Source organism: Streptomyces sp. NPDC039430 (genome assembly GCF_055639435.1).
This window is the reverse complement of sequence record NZ_JBVKAK010000027.1, coordinates 20485-40236: the sequence shown is the minus strand read 5'-3', so window position 1 is coordinate 40236 and position 19752 is coordinate 20485. Positions and strand designations below refer to the sequence as shown.

Annotated in this window: 9 protein-coding genes; 6 read left to right on the top strand and 3 right to left on the bottom strand. The window is 70.7% G+C overall.

The features are described 5' to 3' along the window. The first annotated feature begins 85 nt into the window (after positions 1-85). The 3 genes from ACZ7LS_RS35775 to ACZ7LS_RS35765 all read left to right on the top strand — a co-directional run bounded on the left by ACZ7LS_RS35775 (position 86) and on the right by ACZ7LS_RS35765 (position 5252). Positions 86-736 carry a TetR family transcriptional regulator gene (locus tag ACZ7LS_RS35775; RefSeq protein ID WP_385134780.1) on the top strand — a complete coding sequence of 217 codons (651 nt, stop codon included), beginning with the start codon at positions 86-88 and terminating at the stop codon, positions 734-736. A 363-nt stretch (positions 737-1099) separates the two neighbouring features. Continuing rightward, positions 1100-2755, top strand: a complete 1656-nt coding sequence (locus ACZ7LS_RS35770) for an MFS transporter (RefSeq protein ID WP_385134778.1) — start codon at positions 1100-1102, stop codon at positions 2753-2755. Positions 2756-2891: 136 nt separating this feature from the next. After that, positions 2892-5252 (top strand): BTAD domain-containing putative transcriptional regulator, encoded by a 2361-nt coding sequence (locus tag ACZ7LS_RS35765; protein WP_385134776.1) that lies wholly within the window; start codon positions 2892-2894, stop codon positions 5250-5252. A gap of 185 nt (positions 5253-5437) precedes the next feature. On the opposite strand, the gene ACZ7LS_RS35760 is transcribed toward ACZ7LS_RS35765, so the two are convergent. After that, positions 5438-7666 (bottom strand): alpha/beta fold hydrolase, encoded by a 2229-nt coding sequence (locus ACZ7LS_RS35760; protein WP_385134774.1) that lies wholly within the window; start codon positions 7664-7666, stop codon positions 5438-5440. 318 nt (positions 7667-7984) lie between these two features. On the opposite strand from ACZ7LS_RS35760, the gene ACZ7LS_RS35755 reads away from it, so the two are divergent. The 3 genes from ACZ7LS_RS35755 (at position 7985) to ACZ7LS_RS35745 (ending at position 12191) form a co-directional block, all read left to right on the top strand. After that, positions 7985-9172, top strand: a complete 1188-nt coding sequence (locus ACZ7LS_RS35755) for an acyl-CoA dehydrogenase family protein (RefSeq protein WP_382970849.1) — start codon at positions 7985-7987, stop codon at positions 9170-9172. Positions 9173-9247: 75 nt separating this feature from the next. Beyond that, complete coding sequence (locus tag ACZ7LS_RS35750) at positions 9248-10819, top strand: aspartate aminotransferase family protein (RefSeq protein WP_382673465.1); 1572 nt, start codon at positions 9248-9250, stop codon at positions 10817-10819. A 172-nt stretch (positions 10820-10991) separates the two neighbouring features. Then, entirely contained in the window at positions 10992-12191 is a 1200-nt protein-coding gene (locus ACZ7LS_RS35745; protein ID WP_385134772.1) for an acyltransferase family protein, read from the top strand. 87 nt (positions 12192-12278) lie between these two features. Here ACZ7LS_RS35745 and ACZ7LS_RS35740 read toward each other — a convergent pair whose 3' ends face one another. Next, positions 12279-13112 (bottom strand): NmrA family NAD(P)-binding protein, encoded by an 834-nt coding sequence (locus ACZ7LS_RS35740; RefSeq protein ID WP_382673471.1) that lies wholly within the window; start codon positions 13110-13112, stop codon positions 12279-12281. 124 nt (positions 13113-13236) lie between these two features. Next, positions 13237-19674 carry a thioester reductase domain-containing protein gene (locus tag ACZ7LS_RS35735; protein WP_471066409.1) on the bottom strand — a complete coding sequence of 2146 codons (6438 nt, stop codon included), beginning with the start codon at positions 19672-19674 and terminating at the stop codon, positions 13237-13239. Positions 19675-19752 lie beyond the last annotated feature (78 nt).

The window sequence follows — 19752 nt, the reverse complement described above, 5'->3', positions numbered from 1 at the left end:
AGCTGAACGTGGGCCGTCCACAGACCGCCAACGGGCGAGGGCATGGGAAGTTGACGCGCCTTCACGACGACGAGGGAGCGGCGTGATGGTTCAGGAGAGAGCCGAGCGAACCCGTCGTGCCATGGTGCACGCGGCGGCGGAGGAGATCGACCGCAGCGGCTACCACGGCGCCTCTCTGGCGCGCATCAGCAGATCGGTGGGGATGTCGATGGGAGCACTGACATTCCACTTCCCCACCAAGGACAGGCTGGTCGAGGCGGTCCAGGCGTTGTCCTTGTCGATGGTCGGGGAAGCCGTGGCGGCTGTGGAAGCCGGGGAAGCCGGGGAAGCCGTGGCGGGCGGGGACTCCGTCCAGGCGCCTTCCCTGGGCCGGGCCAGAGCGCTGATTCTCGCGATCAGCCGGCTGCTCGCGAGGGAGCCCGTCGTCCGGGCGGCGGTCAGGCTCGGCTGGGAACGGCCGGCTCAGGAGGACTGGACGGCCTCCTGGCTGCCGCGGGTGCGCGAACTGCTCGTACAGGCCCATGCCGACGGCGATCTGAGGCAGGAGGCAGACCCGGAGACCGTCACCGCGCTCGCCGCCGGTCTCGTCCAGGGGCTGCACTGCCGCATGTGCGCCGGAGCCGGCGCGCACGACGCTCTGGGACAGCTCACCAGCATCCTCGACGTGATCCTGGACTCCCTCTCGGCACCGTGTCGCGGCGGCCAGGACACGCCGCGGTGCTCTCACGACAACTGACCGCACTCCTCCTGCGACTTATTGAGGTTCCCGTGGCCCCGTCCGTGACCGTGCCTCAGGATCGGGGCGTGAGAAGTCCGGGACCGGCCGATGAGCGACAGACGTGACGGGCCCGGACCGCTCCTGATCCGCCTGGGTCTCCTCATGGTCCCAGGCGCTTCGGATCGCTGCCGTTCCGGCGACGGGAATCCCCCGTCGCGTCGCCGGAGCGGCAGCTCGCCGGAGTCCCCTGCCGGATTCGCGCGGAGCCCTGCGGCGGGTCGACCCGATGTACGGCCGCCGGTCAGCACGGAACCGCACCGACGCCCCCCAACCCGGCAGCCCCCTTCGTCACCCGACCTGAGCGTCCAGGAGGACCACCCCATGACCAGCCAAATCAGTGACACGCCACCCCGCAGGGCGGGGGCGAGGCAGTGGATCGGTCTGGCCTTCCTGCTGTTGCCCACCATGCTGCTCACCGCCGACCTGGGGGTCCTGTGGCTGGCCACTCCGCCGCTCTCCGCCGACCTGGAGCCCACCAGCACCGAACTGCTGTGGATCAATGACATCTACGGCTTCGTCATCGCGGGTCTCCTGGTGCTCACGGGCAACCTCGGTGACCGCTTCGGCCGGCGCAGGGTCCTGCTCATAGGCGCGGCCGCCTTCACCGTCGCCTCGGTCGTGGCCGCGTACGCGCCGAACCCGCTGGTGCTGATCGGGGGCCGGGCCCTCCTCGGAGTGGCGGGCGCCGCGATCATGCCCGCCACGCTGGCGCTGATCTCCCACATGTTCACGAGTGAGCGGCAGCGGGCCAGGGCGATCGCCATGTGGGTCACCGCGCTGTCGGCCGGTATCGCCGTCGGCCCGGTGATCAGCGGGGTCATGCTGGAGCACTTCTGGTGGGGCTCGGTGTTCCTGCTCGGCGTACCGGTGATGGCGGCCGCGCTGATCGTCACGCCGTTCACGGTGCCCGAGCACGCCAATCCCGACGCGAAGAAGCTCGACTTCCTCAGCATGCCGCTGCTGCTGCTGACCCTGCTGCCGTTCGTCCTCGCCATCAAGAACTTCGGCGAGCACGGCCTCGCGCTGTGGACCGTGGTGCCGTTGGCGGCCGGCGCGGTCTTCGGTGTCGTGTTCGTGGCCCGCCAGCGCCGCATCGACAACCCGCTCCTGGAGCTGAGCCTGTTCGGCCAGCGGACCTTCACCGCGGCGCTGCTGCTGCTGTTCGTCGGTCTCGCCGCCATGAACGGCGTGGAGTACGTGGTGCCGCAGTACCTCCAACTGGTCAGCGGCGTCCCCTCGGCCGAGACCGGATGGCTGATGGTGCTGCCCGCCGTCGGCCTGGTCATCGGCTCGCAGGCCACGCCCCTGCTGACCCGGCGGGTGCGCCCCGCCTATGTGATCGCGGGCGGCGCGCTGATCGCCGTCATCGGTTTCGCGGTGCTCACCACCCTGCCCTCCGACGGTTCCGGGGTCGCCACCGCCGCCGTCGGCACCACCGTGATGATGGCGGGCCTCGCGCCGATCACCGTGCTCGGCACGGGCATCGCCGTCGGTGCCGCGCCGCCGGCGAAGGCGGGGCAGGCGGCCGCCGTCGGCCAGACCAGCTACGAACTCGGCCTCGCCTTCGGTATCGCCGCCACCGGCAGCGTGATGGCGGCCGTCTACCGGAGCCACGTCAACGACGCGGCACCGGCCGGTGTTTCGAAGGACGTGGTCGCCGAGGCGGCCAACAACTACAGCGGCGGGGTCGCCGTCGCCGAACGCGTCCCCGGCGAACTCGGCTCCGCACTGGCCGACGTGGTCCGTTCCGGTCTCACTTCCGGACTCCACACCGCGGCCGTGGTGAGTGCCTGTCTCAGCGTGCTGCTGTGCGGCCTGTCCATATGGCTGCTGCGGAAGGTTCCGGTGACCGGCGCCGAGGAGACGGCGGCGGACGACAAGCGTCACGACGACAAGCGCTACGACGGCGAACGCCACGACGACGAGGTCCTGGCCGAGCAGCACGCGCGAACCACGTCGTCCAGCACCGGGGGATGACCTCAAGGTGCCCGTACAGCGTGGGTGCGGTGCGGGCACCGTTCCACTCGTATGCCGAAACGACCGGCAATGGCGGCGGTCCGGGGGAGCCGAGTGTGTCCCCCATATGTCTGCACCTACAGGGGGAGAAGTGCACATGCAGTTCCGTGTCCTTGGGCCGCTGGAACTCTCGGACAATGGCAGAACCGTGCCGGTTCAGGGGACCAAGCAGCGGGCGATGCTGGGCTTCCTGCTGTTCAACGCCAACCGGGTCGTCTCCACCAGCGCGCTGATGGAGGCTCTGTGGCCGGTCGATGAACCACCCAACTCCGCACGCAAGATCATGCACAACGCCATCTGGGGTCTGCGGGGGACCCTCAACCCGCGGGAGGAGATGGCGGGCCGGGCCTCGCTGATCACCCGCCCGCCTGGCTACACGCTGCAACTGGACCCGGAGAGCGTCGACTTGTACCGGTTCCACCGCCTGTCCGAGGAGGGCCGGGCTCAGCTGGCCGGCGGCTCGACGGACGGCGCCGCCGCGACCCTGCGCCAGGCCCTCGCCCTGTGGCGCGGCGACGCCCTCGCGGACCTCGTCGAGGCCGGCTTCGACTGGCCCGAGCTGACGGGCGTGGAGAATGCCCGGATCGACGCCCTTGAGGACTACTTCGAGGCCGAACTCGCCCTGGGACGCCACCACGCCGTACTGCGCGAGATCGAGGCCGCGGTGGAGGCGGGCACGCTGCGCGAACGGCTCTGCGGCCAGCTCATGCTCGCCCTGTACCGGTGCGGCCGGCACACCGACGCGCTCGGTTCGTACAACAGGCTGCGCGAACGCCTCGTGGAGGAGCTGGGACTCGAACCCGGCCACCGGCTCCAGTCGCTCCAGCAGGCGATCCTGCGCCACGACGACGACACGCTGCTCGCCACCGAGGCCGAACGCCCGCCCGCGGGGAATGCCCGGCCCGGGGCCGCCGAGAGCGCCCGGCCCCGGACCGTGATCACCTCCGCACGCCCCGAGCTGTTACGGCGGGCCGCGCCGCCCGAGCCGCCGGCCGCCGAAGGAGCCGTCGTGGGCGCGTGGCCGGCCGCACCGGGACCGGTCAGGCCTGATGCCCGGGAGTACAGCGTGGTCATGGTGCAGACGGCCGTCGACGACCGCGGGGCGGCGCCGGACGACCCGCACGTCGAGTCCAGCCTCGCCTCGGTCGCCGACTCGCTGCGGGACACCGTCGAGTATCTCGGCGGCGCCGTCGCGGCACCGGCGGGCCCGGCACTGCTCGCCGTGTTCACCGGCGACAGGGCCCCCGAACGCGCGGTCTCCGCCGCCCTCGCCATGCTCACCTGCCTCCCCTGCACCACCAGATTCACCAAACGGCAGCCGGTGAGCATCCGGGCGACCGTGGCCACCGGCGAGGCCCAGCTGTACCGCCTCGTCGAGAACACGGACGCCCCGGCGATGGTCGTCGGACCGGCCGTCGACACCTGCCGGACCCTCCTGGCCCGTACTTCCGCCGGCACCGTGCGGGCCGACGGCACCACCAGGGCCCGCGCCCACACCACCATCAGCTACAGCGGCTCGGGCGGGACCGCCACCGGCTGGCGTGTGCGCTCCGCCCACTGGCGCTCCCTCGCGCACCCCTCGATCCCGATCATCGACCGGGATCCCGAACTGGACGTCCTGGGAAGCCTGCTGGCCCGCTCACGGCACCGGTCGGTGCCCCAGCTGGTCACCCTTCTCGGGGGCGTCGGATCCGGCAAGACCCGGCTGGTGCTCGAATTCGAAGGCCGTGCCATGGCCCGTTGGGACGATACGCGGTTCCTGATGAGCGGGCCCGAGTGCGTGGACCGCCCGCTCGGCCTGCTCAGGGACTTCCTGCTCGCGCTGTGCGACGCTCCATGCGCCACCGAGACCGCCACCGTCGCCGGTCTCGTACGCCAGCGGGTGTACGCGAGTATCGCGGACCCCAACGAGGCCGCCGAGGTCGACGCGGGCGTCACCGAACTCATCACCACCGGCGGGCACGGGCCGGCCCCGCACCGCGTCGAGCCGCTGACCGAGGCCGGCATCAGGCTGCTGCGCGCGGTGGCCCTCGCCCAGCCCCTGGTGCTCTTCGTGGACGACGGACACGAACTCGACGACGCGAGCCTGGACTTCCTCGAACAGCTCGTCGACTCACCCCAGTTGCCGTCACTCATGGTCCTTCTCGCCGCCCGGCCCCAGCTGCTCGACCGCAGGCCGTCCTGGGGCAGCGGGCAGGTCCAGGGCACCACGCTGAGTCTCTCGCCCCTCTCCGACGCCACCGTGGACCGGCTCTCCGACATCCTGCTCGCCAAGATGCGCCAGGGAGTGGTCACCTTTCCCACCACCCGCATCGGGGAGGGGTTCGGCGAGCAGATGGTCCCGTCCGGCAGACGGAAGGTACTGCGCACCCTCATGCGGATGGACGCCTCCATGCCGCCGCAGCGCAACCTCGGCGGCGTCGGCGTCGGCCGGCGTGTGCCCCAGCCGCTTCCGTAGCGCGGAAACCGCCACCGCCCCACCGGGTCACACGTCCGGTGGGGCGAAGGGCCTCGCGACGGCGCCTCGCCGACCCGTAGGAGCGGGGAACACGACGGAAACCCGCGCACACACGACAACGCCGGTCTCCGGGACCTCGTCCAGGTCCTGGAGACCGGCGTCTCACCAGCGGGCCGGCCGGTACCTCACCCGCGGGTGTCGCCGATACGGCTGTCTCCGGTACGGCTGTCCCCGATACGGAGGTCTCCGGTGGCGATGCGCGTGAGGATCTCGGCCGCGACCAGGTCCGGCACCTGCTGCGGCTGCCAGTGCGACACCCCGTCCAGGGTCACGAGACGGTACGGAGCCGATACGTACTCGGAGGTCTTCCGGGCGGCCAGAGTGCTGACCGACTCGTCCTCCACGCTCCAGATGAACGTCGTGGGCACCGTCACCTCACCCAGCGCGCTGCGGCCGTCGAGGAGCGCGCCGGTGCGGTACCAGTTCAGGGCCGCGTGGAAGGTGCCCGGCCGTGTATGGAAATCGACGTAACGGGCCTGCTGTTCGGGGGTCAGCGCGTTGTCCGCACCGGCGAGCAGCCCGCGCAGCGCGGCGGCGTCGTCGCCCAGCCAGTACTCCGTGGAGCCCTCCGCCGTCAGCAGCCCGACGTACTTCGAGGACTCCTGCTGCTCCGGGTCGACGCGGTAGGCGTGCTGGTAGGCGTCCAGATGCGGAAAGGCGACTGCGGTGAGCGTCCGTACCCGGTCCGCGTGCCGGGCCGCCAGGTACCAGGCGACGATGGCCCCCCAGTCATGCCCCACCACATGGGCCCGCTCCACACCGAGCCCGTCCAGGATCCCCAGGACGTCCTGGGCGAGCAGAGGGAGCCGGTAGTCCTCGACCGCCGTGGGACGTGCCCCCGGGGAGTAGCCGCGCTGGTTGGGAGCGATGGTGCGCAGGCCGGCCCTGCCGAGGACGGGCACGACATCCGTCCAGGATTCGAAGTGGTGCGGCCAGCCGTGCAGCAGGACCACCGCCTCGCCGTCGTCCGGCCCCGCGGTCTCCACGTCGAAGGTCAGTCCGCCGGTGGTGACCTCCACGACCTTACGACCGGGCTTCGCCTCCGGCCGCGCGAGAGCGGACTCCACATGGGCGGTGAACGCGGGAGCGGCGAACGCCTCGGGTCCGTCCACCAGGCTGACGACCCGGGCATAGGCGACGGCGACCTCGTCGTGGCGTGCCGCGGCCGCCGTCACGCGGGCCGCCTGCCGCTGCTCCGCGGACGACGGATCGGCGAGGCCGAGGCGGGCCCGGTCGTTCCCGACCGCCATGCCCCACGGGGTGTCGATCGCTTCCCGGGCCAGATCGGCGAAGTACGCGCCGGCGACCGGCTCCCCGTCCCGGCCCAGATGGTCCCTGAGCACCGTCGCCCCGATCGCGGCGACGGTCATGCCCTGGGCGTAGGTGGGGTTGAAGCTGCACACGGCGTCGCCGATCACCAGGAACCCCCCGGGGAACGAGGCGAGGTCCTCGTAGCGGCGGCGCAGGTTCGCCGGGAAGCGATAGGCCACGAGTTCGTCGAGCGGGCGGCCCCGCAGCACCGCGTCGTAGACGTCCGACGTCGCGAGGGACTTGAGGAAGCCGAGAAAGCCCTCCTCGTCGGTGGGCGGATGGTCTCCGTTGACGCCGTACGCCGTCACCACGGTCCTGCCGTCCTCGACCCGCGCGCACACCGCGCCGCGCGGCGCCGCGGGGGAGGCCACGACATGCAGGGACACCTGGTCGCCCAGTACCTCGTCCGGCAGGGCGTAGTGCCGGGTGGTGTAGCCGAGGCCCACCTTCGCGGTCTCCTCCGGCACCTCGGGCAGCCCCCAGGAGCTGAGCCAGACCGGGGCGCGCGAGCCGCGCCCGGTGGCGTCCACGAGGAGGTCGCACGCGAGCGTCACGGTGGCGCCGGAAGGATCCGTCAGCACCACACCGGTCACCCGTCGGCCGCCGTCCTCGGCCACCGGTTCCACCACGTCGTACCGTTCGAGGAACCGTACGGGACCCAGCGCGGCCACCCGGTCGCGGACGCGGTTCTCAAGGAGCGGCCGGCTCGCCGAGACCACCCGCAGACCGGACGTGGGCTGCCGCATCGGCCGGCCGTCCAGGACCCAGCGCACCTGAGCGGTCACATCGCCGTACGCCGCGCCGTCCGCCACGAATTCATCCGTGACCCCGGGAAACAATTCCTCGATGATCCGCTGGCCGCGGGCGAGCAGTCCGTGCACATGCTTTCCCTGGGGCACTCTGCGCCGCGGCTCATTTCCGGTCGTCAGCACATCACGGTCCACCACCACGACCTCGGCATAGGAATCGGCCAGCACACGCGCGGCGAACAGCCCCGCCATGCCCGCGCCCAGGACGATCGCGCTCTTTCGTACTGAATTCACCACGGTTTGCTCCTCCGTCAGGTCGGCCGGGGCGACCATGAATGCGCAGCGTTTCCGCAGGCCAATCGTGTCTTCTCGACTGCCGGCGCGTGACGGCCGGTACGCTACTCCGCATCTTTCCGGGGCATGTCAACTCACCGATAACCCGGCGTTCTCGCATCCCCCGGGCATCGATTACCGGATCGAGAACCGGCAATGACCTGCACTCCGGCGGCGCCCCATAGATTGCGCAGGCGACCACAATCCACCCAGCAATACCCGGAAGGTGCCGGCGCGAAGAGGGAAAGGCGTTTTCCGCAGGCGACAGGAGGAACAAGCATGACCGCGACCGCCCCGGCCACCGAGCCGTCCGCCACCCCGCAGGAACTCATCTCCCGCGCACGCGCCCTGATCCCGCTGCTGCGCTCCAACGTGGCGGCGACCGAGGAACTGGGCAACCCCGTCCCGGAGAACCTCGAAGCGCTGCGCGCGGCCGGGCTGTTCCGGCTCACCACCCCGCCCGACCACGGCGGCCTCCACCCGAGCATGCGCACCCAGGTGCGGATCATCGCGGAGGTGGGGCGCGGTTGCGCCTCCACCGGCTGGATCGTGGCCAACCACGCGGCGTCCACCGAGTTCACCCTCATCCTGGAGGCGGTGGCGACTCAGGAGATCTTCGGCGACAACCCCGACGCGGTGTTCCTCTCGGCGGGCTGCTCTCCCGAGTCCCATGCCGAGCGGGTGCCCGGCGGACTCAAGGTCACCGCCCGCGCGCCCTACGCCTCCGGCTGCGAGATCTCCGACTGGGCGCTGCTCATCGGCATTCCGCTGCACGACGACGGGAAGACGACCGGAGCGGTCAATGTCCTGGTCCCCCTGGCGGAAGCCGAGATCCAGCAGACCTGGAACGTCGCGGGCATGCGGGGCACCGGCACCAACGGGATGACGGTGACCGAGGTGTTCGTGCCCGACCGGCGCACCCTGGTCGTCGAGAAGGACAACCTCGACCGGCTTGAGGAACTCCTCAATCCGACCGAGCTGGTCAAGGGCAATCTGCACTCGCTGTCGGCGCTGGTCGGCGCGGCCCAGGGCGGCCTCGACATCGTCGGCCGGTCCCTGGAGAAGGGCAGGCCGATCGCGTACTCCACCTACCGCCGCTCCGCCGACTCACCGGTCATTCAGCAGCTGTTCACCGAGGCGACCCACCTCGTCGACACCGCCTCGCTGCACATGCTCCATGTCGCCGATGTCTTCGACAGCCTGCTGCCCGGGGAAGATCTCGCCCGCGTGGACCGCGCTCGTGCCCGTATGCACTCCGCGACCGCGCTCTCCCGCGCCAGGGAGGGCATGCAGAAGCTCCTCGACGTCGCGGGTACCAGCGGCTTCGCGCACGCCAATGTGCTGCAGAGCTACTGGCGTGACCTGGAGGTGGGCAGCCGGCACGCCATGCTCGGCCTGCCGATGATCGTCGAGGACTACGGCCGGGCTCTCCTCGGAGTCGGGCCGACGATCACCCAGTACCACTGAACTGGCGTGTCCACCGACGAGTTGGACGCCGACGGCGCATCCCACGACCCCCGATCCGAAGGATCCGATCCGACCATGGACGACATCGATCTGGCCGAGCCCTTCCTGCTCGGCTGGCTGGCCTCCGTCGGCCTGGACGCCCACTACGTACGGGCCGAAGGCGACTACCTCTACCGGCGGGACGAGCACGGGCAGGAGATCCCCGTGGTCGACTTCGCCGGTGGCTACGGCTCTCTGATGCTGGGCCACAACCACCCCGCGATCGTCGCCCTCGCCAAGGAGCTGCTGGAGGGCGGAGCCCCGGTCCACGCCCAGTTCTCGCGCCATCCCTACGCCAAGGACCTCGCGGCCGCGCTGAACGACATCGTGCGCCGCGAGACCGGGAACGACGAGACGTACTCGGCCGTGTTCGCCAGCACCGGCGCAGAGGCCGTCGAGGTCGCGGTCAAGCACGCCGAACTCGACCGGGTCATGAAGCTCGACGAACTCCGCGCGGAGATATCCGCCAACGTGGCGGCCGTACGCGCCGAGGTGGCGGCCGGCCGTGCCACCGTGTCTCCCGAGGCGGCCCTCGTGGTCGGTGTGGACACCGCCGACATCGAAGCCGTCGCGCGCAGGATCGACGAGGTGAACGCGGACCGGGCGGGCACCGCGCCGCTGATCTTCGCCCTTGAGGGCGGATTCCACGGCAAGCTGATGGGCAGTGGCAAGCTCACCCACAACGCCGCCTACCGCGAGCCCTTCGCCGCACTCGCCACCACGGCGAAATTCATCGCCCCCGCCGACATCCCCGCGCTCCCGAAGATCTTCGACGAGGAACGCGTGGACCTGTTCGATCTGGCCGTGACGGGCGGCGAGGCCGGCGTCATCACCCGGCCCCTCCCGCTGTTCTGCGCCTTCGTCCTGGAGCCCGTCCAGGGCGAGGGAGGCATCCGGTCGCTCGACGTGCGGTCCGCGGCGCAGATCCAGGCCGCCTGCGCCCAGGTCGACTGCCCGATCGTGGTCGACGAGGTACAGAGCGGCATGGGCCGTACCGGAACCTTCCTGGCCAGTTCGGCCATCGGTCTTCGCGGTGACTACTACGCCCTGGCCAAGAGCCTCGGCGGCGGGATCGCCAAGGCATCCGTGATGCTGGCCCGATCCTCCCGCTACCGCCGCGAGTTCGAGCTGGTGCACAGCTCCACGTTCGCCAAGGACGTCTTCTCCACCACGATCGCCCTCAAGGTGCTCGAACTCCTCGAAGCCGACGACGGCGCCCTCTACCGGCGCGCGGCCGAGCGTGGCGCCCGCCTTCTTGAGCGCCTCCACGCGGTCCGGGAGGACTTCCCCGACGTGGTGGTGGACGTACGCGGCCGGGGACTGATGCTGGGACTCGAATTCCGCGACGCGTCCGATTCGGCCTCCGCCCCCCTGCGCGAACACGCCCGGGGCTCCACCCTCGGGTACGCGATCGCGGGCCGGCTGCTGGCGAAGCACCGTGTGCGCACCTTCCCGACGGCCAGCTCGCCCAACACACTGCGCTTCGAGCCTTCGGTCACCATCGGCGACCCGGAGATCGCCCAGCTCGAAGAGGGCCTGCGCGCGGTGTGCGAGCTGCTGCGCGCCCAGGACGGTGCGGGACTGCTGGACCACGTCACGGCGGTCTGACCCCACCGGCCGGGCGGCACAATCCGGTGCCGCCCGCCCATCCGCCGGTCACCGCCGCCTCTGGCCAACGCATAACGCGCTGAAGAGAGTCACGGATTACCCGCCATGGTGAGCCACCCTCATAGGGTGGCTTTCTCATTCTCATCAGGGGAATCCAGGAAGGAAATTCCGTATGAGCGCGGCGTTGCCCACAGAGAGCGGTCCACGGGCCCGGCTGACTTCACTGACCGGAGTGCGCTTCATCGCCGCATTCATGGTTTTCATGTTCCACGCCGGACTGGTGCAGCTCTTCGACAACCGGTCGATCGGGGATACATTTCTGCGAATATTCAGCAAGACGGGCTGGATAGGAGTCTCGTTCTTCTTCGTCCTGAGCGGATTCGTGCTGACCTGGTCGGCGAGGAGCAATGACACCGCTCCCGCTTTCTGGCGGCGCCGGTTCGCCAAGATCCTGCCCAACCATGTGGTGACGTTCGTGGTGGCGCTGGTCCTCTTCGCCTCCGTCGCGACGCCCGTCGCCACCCAACTGCTCAACTTCGCGCTGCTGCACGCGTGGGTGCCCGATGTCAACGTGTACTTCAGCCTGAACAAGGCGAACTGGTCGCTGGCCTGCGAAAGCGTCTTCTATCTGCTGTTTCCTTTCCTGCACGCCCGGCTGCTCAAGATCCGCACCGAGCGGCTGTGGTGGTGGGCCGGCGGCCTGATGGCCGTGATCATGGCGCTGCCCGCGCTCGCGCTCGCCGTACTGCCCGCCGAGCCGACCCTGCCGGCTCCCGACGACCCGGCGCCGGCGTCCGTCTACTGGTTCCTCTACGTGCTGCCTCCGGTGAGGGTTCTCGACTTCCTGCTCGGCATGGTGCTCGCCCGTATCGTCCTCACCGGACGGTGGGCCGGCTTCCGGGTACTGCCGCTGACCGTGCTCTTCGTCGCCTGTTACGTCGTCTCGCTCCAGCTGCCGGCGAGCTTCGGCCTGGGCGCCGCCACCATCGTGCCGGTCGCGCTGCTCATCCCCGCCGTCGCGCAGCTCGACGTCAGCGGCCGGCCCTCGCTCCTGCGCCATCCGGCTGCCGTATGGCTCGGCGAGATCTCGTTCGCCTTCTATCTGACGCAGTGGCTGGTGCTGCCCGGCGCCATGAGCGTCCTCGGCATCGAAGGAGACACCTATCCGACCTGGGCGGCCGCGGGCCTCCTCGTGCTGTGGCTCGCCGTCTCCCTGCTCCTGGCCTGGGCGCTGTACGTGGGCGTGGAGCGGCCCGCGACGCGCCGCTTCTCGCGAGGCCGGCGAAGCCGGGCGGCCGCCGCGCGGCAGAGCACCGTCGAATACGCCGACGCGGGGCCCCGGTCGGGCCCGGGTGATCCGGCGGGCCGCTGACGCGCGGTCGCCCGAGCGATCGGCGGCCTGGGCAGAGCAATAGGGGCCGGGATCGTCCTCCCGGCCCCCACCGCTGCCGCGGCAGCCTCAGACCGTCCAGACACCGCTCGGCAGGGTGTCCTTCACATACGCCGTGAAATCGCGCGGCTCACGGCCCAGGAGCCGCCGCACACCGTCGGAGAGATAGCCGCCGCCGCCCTTGGCCACATCGCCGAGCAGGTCGGCGGCGAACTCCGCGTACTCACGGTCGTAACCACGTCCGACCAGATGGTCGGCGTACTCGGCGCCGGAGACCGGCACATAGGAGATGGTCCGGCCGGTCGCCTCGGCGATCTCGCGCACACAGTCGCCGAAGGTCATCACCCGCGGCCCCGACAGCGCGTACGTGGTGCCGTCGTGGCCGTCCTCAAGCAGCGCGACGGCCGCCGCCGCGGCGATGTCCTCGGCGTCGATGAAGGGCTCGGGGCCCTCGGCGGTGGGCAGCCTGACCTCGCCGGACACGATCGCGTCCCGCAGGAACGGCTCCTCGCTGAAGTTCTGCGCGAACCACGTGGGCCGCAGCACGGTCCAGCCGGCCCCCGAATCCCGCACCGCGCGCTCCACGGCGAACACCGCGTCGTCGTCCGCCTGTTCCCAGGCGCGCGCGGACAGCAGCACCAGGCGGCGCACACCCGCCTGCACCGCGACATCGACGAATTCGGTCATCAACTCCGCGGCATTCTCGCCCTGCGAGTCCACGAGATATGCCGCCCCGGTGCCCGCCACGGCCGGCGCCCAGGTGTTCTTGTCCTGCCAGTCGAACCGGCGCTCTCCGGAGCGGGAAGCCGAGAGGGGCCGGGCGCCGCGTTCTGACAATTGCTCGACGACGCGTCGTCCGGTCTTTCCGGTGCCACCGATGACCAGGATGGGTGAATCGTTCATGGGTCTATTAAATACTGCCATTGCCATCCCTCGGAATACGCTGCTGTCGACTCGTCCTGAATTCACAGGTGCGCGGCGGGTAATTGTGCGTTCGCGTCGGATGTGTCGGCCTTGCCCGGGCGGCTCAATGACCGGAAGCCGCCGGGAAATGGCCCGCCTCGACGAAGAACTCGACGTAACGGGCGAAGAGTTCGGCGGTCAGCGGCGGGCATACGACGCCGGTGCCCGCGAGTGCCGTCTCCGTCTCCGAGCTGTCGATCGGCGGATAGAACGCGTCCGTGTCCGAGGTCATCATCTCGAAGGCGTGCAGCAGGGGCCGGATCGCGTTGTCCCGGTCCGCCTGCACCCGCTCGCGCCAGCTGTTCCAGTCCAGCTCGTCCAGCCGGTAGCCGAGCGACCGCAGATACTCCACACACCGCACGAGGCTCAGCGAACTCCGGTTGAACAGATGGAAGGTGCGTCCCACGGACTCAGGCCGCCGGGAGACACCGAGGATCGCCCCGCTCACGTAGTCGACCGGCAGCAGGTGGAACCGGCCTCCCACGCCGGCCGGAGCCGCGCCCGACTGCAGAATGCCCTTGAGACCGAGCCACACGAAGTCCCGCGTCTGGCAGGCGCCGTGCTCGGTGTCGCCGGAGATCACATCGACGCGGTACACCGAGACCGGCATCCCCCGCTCCCGGGCCAGCTCGATGATCTGCTCCGCCACCCATTTGCTCTGCAGATAGCCGCTCGGGAGCGCCTCGGCCGGCCCCGTCGGATCGGCCACCGTCAGCGGTACGCCCGGTTCCCGCGCCCCGTCGAAGACACCGACGGTCGACACGTAGTGCACCGGGACCGTACGGTGCCGGGCCGCGAGCCGCAGCACCTCCTGGGTGCCCGCGACATTCGCCGCGCGCAGTGAACCGTACGGGTGGAGCCAGTGCACCCGCGCCCCGTTGTGGTACACCACGTCCACCGTCCGGGCCAGCTCGTCGAACCGCTCCTCGGAAAGCCCGAGCCGCTCCTCGCTCAGATCGCCCAGGACGATAGAAAGCCTCTCCTCGTCCACCGAGTCCCACACCCGGTACCACTCCAGGCCGGCCCGCAGCCGCGCGAGGGCCTCGGCCCGGTCGTCGCCGCGCACCAGGCAGTGCACCCGGGCCCCGGTGGTCCGCATCAGATCGCGCAGCAGGAACGCGCCCAGGAAACCAGTGGCGCCGGTCAGCAGGATCTCCCGGGGTTTGAGCGCCACCCGTACCACCTCGGCCGCCGGACGGATGTCCTCCGCGAGCCGGATCTCCGAGGCGAAGTCCACTCCGCCCTCGGCCTGTGCGCCCCCGGAGGCCTCGGCCAGCAGATGCGCGGCGAGCGCGGCCGGCGTCGGATGGTCGAAGACCAGGGTGGCCGGCTGCCGGCTGCCGGTCAGGGTACTGAGCCGGTTGCGCAGCTCCACGGCGGTCAGTGAGTCGAAGCCCAGCTCGGTCAGCGGTCGCCCGGTCTGGATGGCGGAGGTGTCCGCGTGGCCGAGCACCGCGGCGATCTGGCCGAGGACCGCGTCGAGGGCCACCCGCTCCTGATCGGCCCCGTCGAGTCCGGCGACCAGCTCCGCGAGGGTGTCCGCCGATTCGGGACCGTCGAGCGCGGCACGCCGAGCCGGCGCCCGTACCAGCGCGCCGAGCACCGCGGTCCGGCCGGACTGGGCGCGCAGCGCCGCCATGTCCACCGGCGTCGCCACCACGTCGGGCCGGCCGAGCGTCAGCGACAGGTCGAGCAGCGCGGGCCCCTGGTCCTCGGGAACGGGACGGAACCCACTGCGGGCGATGCGCCTGAGGTCGATCTCGCTGAGGTGTCCGCTCATGCCACCGCTCTGCTCCCACAGCCCCCACGCGACGGAGGTGGCAGGCAGCCCGTGTGCGTGCCGGTGCTGTGCCAGGGCGTCCAGGAACTGGTTGGCGGCGGCATAACTGGCCTGACCGGGTCCACCGACGACGGCGGCCACGGAAGAGAACAGGATGAAGGCGGCCAGGTTCTGGTCACGGGTCAGCTCGTGCAGATGCCACGCGGCGTCCACCTTGGGGCGGAGCACCGGGTGCAGCCGCTCCGGAGTGAGAGAGGTCACGAGGCCGTCGTCCAGCACGCCGGCGGTGTGTACCACGCCGGTCAGCGGATGTCCGGCGGGGATCGTCGCGAGGAGCGCGGCGAGTGCGTCGCGGTCGGCCACGTCGCAGGCCGTGACCGTGACCTGGGCGCCCAGCCCGGTGAGCGACGCCGCCAACTCCTCCGCCCCGGCGGCCCCGGGGCCGCGGCGGCTGGTGAGCAGCAGACGGCGCACGCCGTGTTCGGTCACCAGATGGCGGGCGAACAGGGCGCCCAGACTGCCCGTACCGCCGGTGATCAGCACCGTTCCCCGGGGGTCCAGGACCGGCGAGGTGCTGCCGGGCTTCCGCGCGGCCCTGACCAGCCGGGGTACGTACGCCTGTCCGGCACGCAGAGCGAGCTGCGGCTCGCCGGACGCGACAACAGCCGTCGTGTCCGTGTCCGTGTCCGTCTCGGTGTCGGTGTCGGTGTCGGTGTCGGTGTCGAGGAGGATGACGCGGCCCGGGTGCTCCGACTGCGCGGAGCGCACCAGGCCCCAGGCGGCGGCGCCGGCCAGATCGGTCACATCCTCGCCGTCGGCGACGCGGACCGCGCCCGAGGTCCTCACGACCAGTGGGGTGTTGACCAGCCGGTCGTCGTCGAGCCATAGCTGTACAAGGCGCAGAACGCGCTCGGCCTCGCGGTGCACCCCGTCGGCCAAGGGCAGATCGGAGAGGGACTTCTGGCGATACACCACAAAGCGCAGGGGGAGTCCCGCGGCGACCGCGGCACCCGCTTCATCGGGGGTCGCCACGTACTCCGCGCCCGGCTCCCCGGCACCGAGGACGCCCCACACCGGCTCCCGCGTGGTGGAGCCGCCGGGCAGGGCGACGGGTTCCCAGCCGATACGGAACAGTGAGTCCTGGTGCCGGTGCAGCGCCGCCGAGACCCGCTCGGCGGTCACCGCCCCCGCGGCCACCGCGCCGATCGCCGCGACGGGCTGCCCGCTCCCGTCCGCGATCCACACCGGCGTATCCCCGGCCGTCCCGGCCCCGATCCGTACGCGCAGCACCGTGGCGCCGGTGGCGTACAGCCGAACATCGCGCCACCGGGCGGCGTGCGGGGCCGCCCCGTTCGCCACGTCATGGAGGAGCGCGGGACGTACGGCCGCGTCGAGGAGGGCCGGGTGCAGCGTGAACCCGTCGTCAGCGGTCCGCTCGGGCAGCCGTATCTCCGCGAACAGCTCGCCGTCCCGCCGCCAGGCCGCGACCGTTCCCCGGAAGAGCGGTCCGTACCCGAGCCCCGCCGCTTCGAGTGGGGCGTCGAGATCACCGGGCGTGATCTCCTCTGCGCCCTCAGGCGGCCAGGCCGTCGGCTGGACGGGGGCGCCCGCGGCGGCGACGCCCAGGGTGCCGCGCGCATGCTCGGTCCACGGTCCGTCCTCGGTCTGGCTGTGCACGGTGACCGTACGGTTGCCCGCCGCGTCCAGCGGGCTCACCCCCGTCTGCAACCGCAGCGCGCCGCTCGTTGGGACGACCAGGGGAGTGTGCACGGTGAACTCATCGAGGGCCGTTGCCCCGAACTCGTCCCCTGCCCGTACGGCGAGTTCCACCAAGGCGGCCGCGGGCATCGACGCGAGGCCGTGGACCAGGTGATCGGCCAGCCAGGGATGGGTGCGCAGCGAGACGCGGTGCATGAACAGGGCCTGGTCGGACCCGGCGACGGTGACGGCCGAGCCGAGCAGCGGATGCCCGCTGGCCCGCAGTCCGGGCCCCGCGCTGGACGTGGCCGTCGCGGTGGCGTCGACCCAGTAACGCCGGTGCTGGAAGGCGTAGGTGGGGAGTGGGATGTGTTGTGTGGTGGTTGTGGTGTTGTGGGTGGCCCAGTTGATGGGGGTGCTGTGGGTGTGGAGTTGGGCGAGTGTGGTGGTGAGGGTGTGGGGTTCGGGTTGGTCGCGGCGGAGGAGTGCGAGTGGTTGTGTGATGGTGTCGGTGAGGTGTGGTGTGAGGGTGGCGTCGCCGATTTCGAGGGTGGTGGTCACCCCGAGGGTGGTGAGGGTTTGTGTGGCGTGGTGGAAGCGGACGGTGTTGCGGAGCTGGTTGGTCCAGTAGTCGGCGGTTGTGAGGTCGTCGCCGGTGGCGGCCAGCCCGGTGAGGGTGGAGACGATGGGGATCGTCGGTGGGTGGTAGGTGAGTTGGGCCGCGACGGCGTGGAATTCGTCGAGGATCCCGTCCATGTGGGGGGAGTGGAAGGCGTGGCTGACGGTGAGGGTCTTGGTTTTGTGGCCCTGTTCCTGGAGGCGGGTGGCGATGGCGTGGGCTGCTTGTGTGTCGCCTGAGATGACGAGGGCGTGGGGGGTGTTGATGGCGGCGATGGTGACGTCGGGGGTGAGGTGGGGGTGTATCTGGTCTTCGGTGGCCTGGACGGCGATCATGGTGCCGGTTGGGGGGAGCGTTTGCATGAGGCGCGCGCGGGCGGTGACGAGGGTGGTGGCGTCTTCGAGGGTGAGGACGCCGGCGATGTGTGCGGCGCTGATCTCGCCGATGGAGTGCCCGGTCAGGTGGTGGGGGGTGATGCCGAAGGATTCGATGAGGCGGTAGAGGGCGACGTGGAGGGCGAAGAGGGCGGGTTGTGTGTAGGCGGTCTGGTCGAGGCCGTCGCCGGTTTCGATGACTTTTTCTATGGGCCGGTCGAGGTGTTTGTTGAGGGCTGCTGTGACGGTGTCGAAGGCGTTGGCGAATGTGGGGTAGGTGGTGTGGAGTTCGTGTCCCATGCCGGTGCGTTGTGAGCCTTGGCCGGGGAAGATGAGGGCGAGGTGGCCGGTGGTGGGTTGTCCGGTGGTGAGGTGGGGTGTGTGGGTGTGGGTGTGGGGGTGGGCGGTGGGGTTGTGGAGTTCGGTGAGGGTTTTGAGTCCGGTGAGGAGTTCGGTGGTGGTGTTGCCGGTGATGACGGCGCGGTGGTCGAGGGTGGCGCGGGTGGTGGCGAGGGTGTATCCGATGTCGTGGGGGGAGAGGGTGGGGTGGGTGGTGAGGTGTTCGTGGAGTCGTTGCGCCTGGGCCCGCAGCGCGTCGGGAGTCTTGCCCGAGATCGGCCAGGCAATGGGCGCGAGAGCCGGCAACTCCTTTGTGTCGGAGCCCTTTTCGACGTCCTGTTCGGCGTCCGGCTGCTCAAGGATGACATGGGCGTTCGTCCCGCTCACGCCGAAGGCCGACACGGCGGCTCGGCGCGGCCGGCCGGTGGCGGGCCACGGCCGGGCCTCGGTGAGCAACTCCACGGCGCCCGACGTCCAGTCGACCATGGGGGAGGGCTCGGCGACGTGCAGGGTCCGCGGCAGAATGCCGTGCCGCATCGCCTGCACCATCTTGATGACACCGCCGACCCCCGCCGCGGCCACCGTGTGACCGATGTTGGATTTGAGGGAGCCGAGGTGGAGGGGGCGGTCGGTGGGTCGGTTGTGGCCGTAGGTGTTGAGGAGCGCCTGTGCTTCGATGGGGTCGCCGAGGCGGGTGCCGGTGCCGTGTGCTTCGACGGCGTCGATGTCGTGCGGGGTGAGGCCGGCGTCTGCGAGGGCCTGGCGGATGACGCGTTCTTGTGAGGGGCCGTTGGGGGCGGTGAGTCCGTTGGAGGCGCCGTCCTGGTTGACGGCGGAGCCGCGTAGTACGGCCAGTACGTGGTGCCCGTTGCGGCGGGCATCGGACAGCCGCTCCACCAGCAGCAGACCGACCCCCTCCGACCACGCGGTACCGTCCGCGTCGGCCGAGAACGATTTGATGCGCCCGTCGGGCGCGAGCCCGTTCTGCCGGGAGAAGTCGACGAACCCGCTGGGTGTCGCGGTGACCGTGGCGCCGCCGGCGAGGGCGAGCTGCGACTCGCCGGATCGTACCGACTGGGCTGCCAGATGCAGCGCCACGAGGGAGGACGAGCAGGCGGTGTCGATCGACACCGCCGGACCCTCGAAGCCGAAGGTGTAGGCGATACGCCCCGAAGCGACGCTGGAGAGCTTGCTGGTCAGCAGATAGCCCTCGAACTCGGTGGGACCTTCGAGCCCCAGATAGCTCTGCTCGATGACCCCGGCGAACACTCCGGTGCGGCTGCCGCGCAGCGTGCCGGGGTCGATGCCCGCCTGTTCCAGGGTCTCCCACGCGGTTTCGAGCAGCAGCCGCTGCTGGGGGTCCATCGCGGCGGCCTCACGCGGTGAGATCCCGAAGAACGCCGCGTCGAACTGGGCCGCGTCGTGCAGGAACCCGCCCTCGCGGGTATACGCGGTACCGGGATTCTCCGGGTCGGGATCGTACAGTCCTTCCAGGTCCCAGCCACGGTCGGTCGGGAAGCCGGAGATGGCGTCCACCTCGCCGGCCACCAGATCCCACAGCGCGTCGGGCGAGGCGGCCCCGCCCGGAAAGCGGCAGGCCATCCCGATGATCGCCACCGGCTCGGACGCGGCCGACTCCAGCTCGGCCACCCGGCGGTTGGCCTTCTGCAGATCGACAGTGACCCGCTTCAGATACTCGACCAGCTTCTCTTCGTTGCGCATCGCGTTGGACATCGCGTTCGTGACTCTCCTCGGGCGAAGACCGGGCCG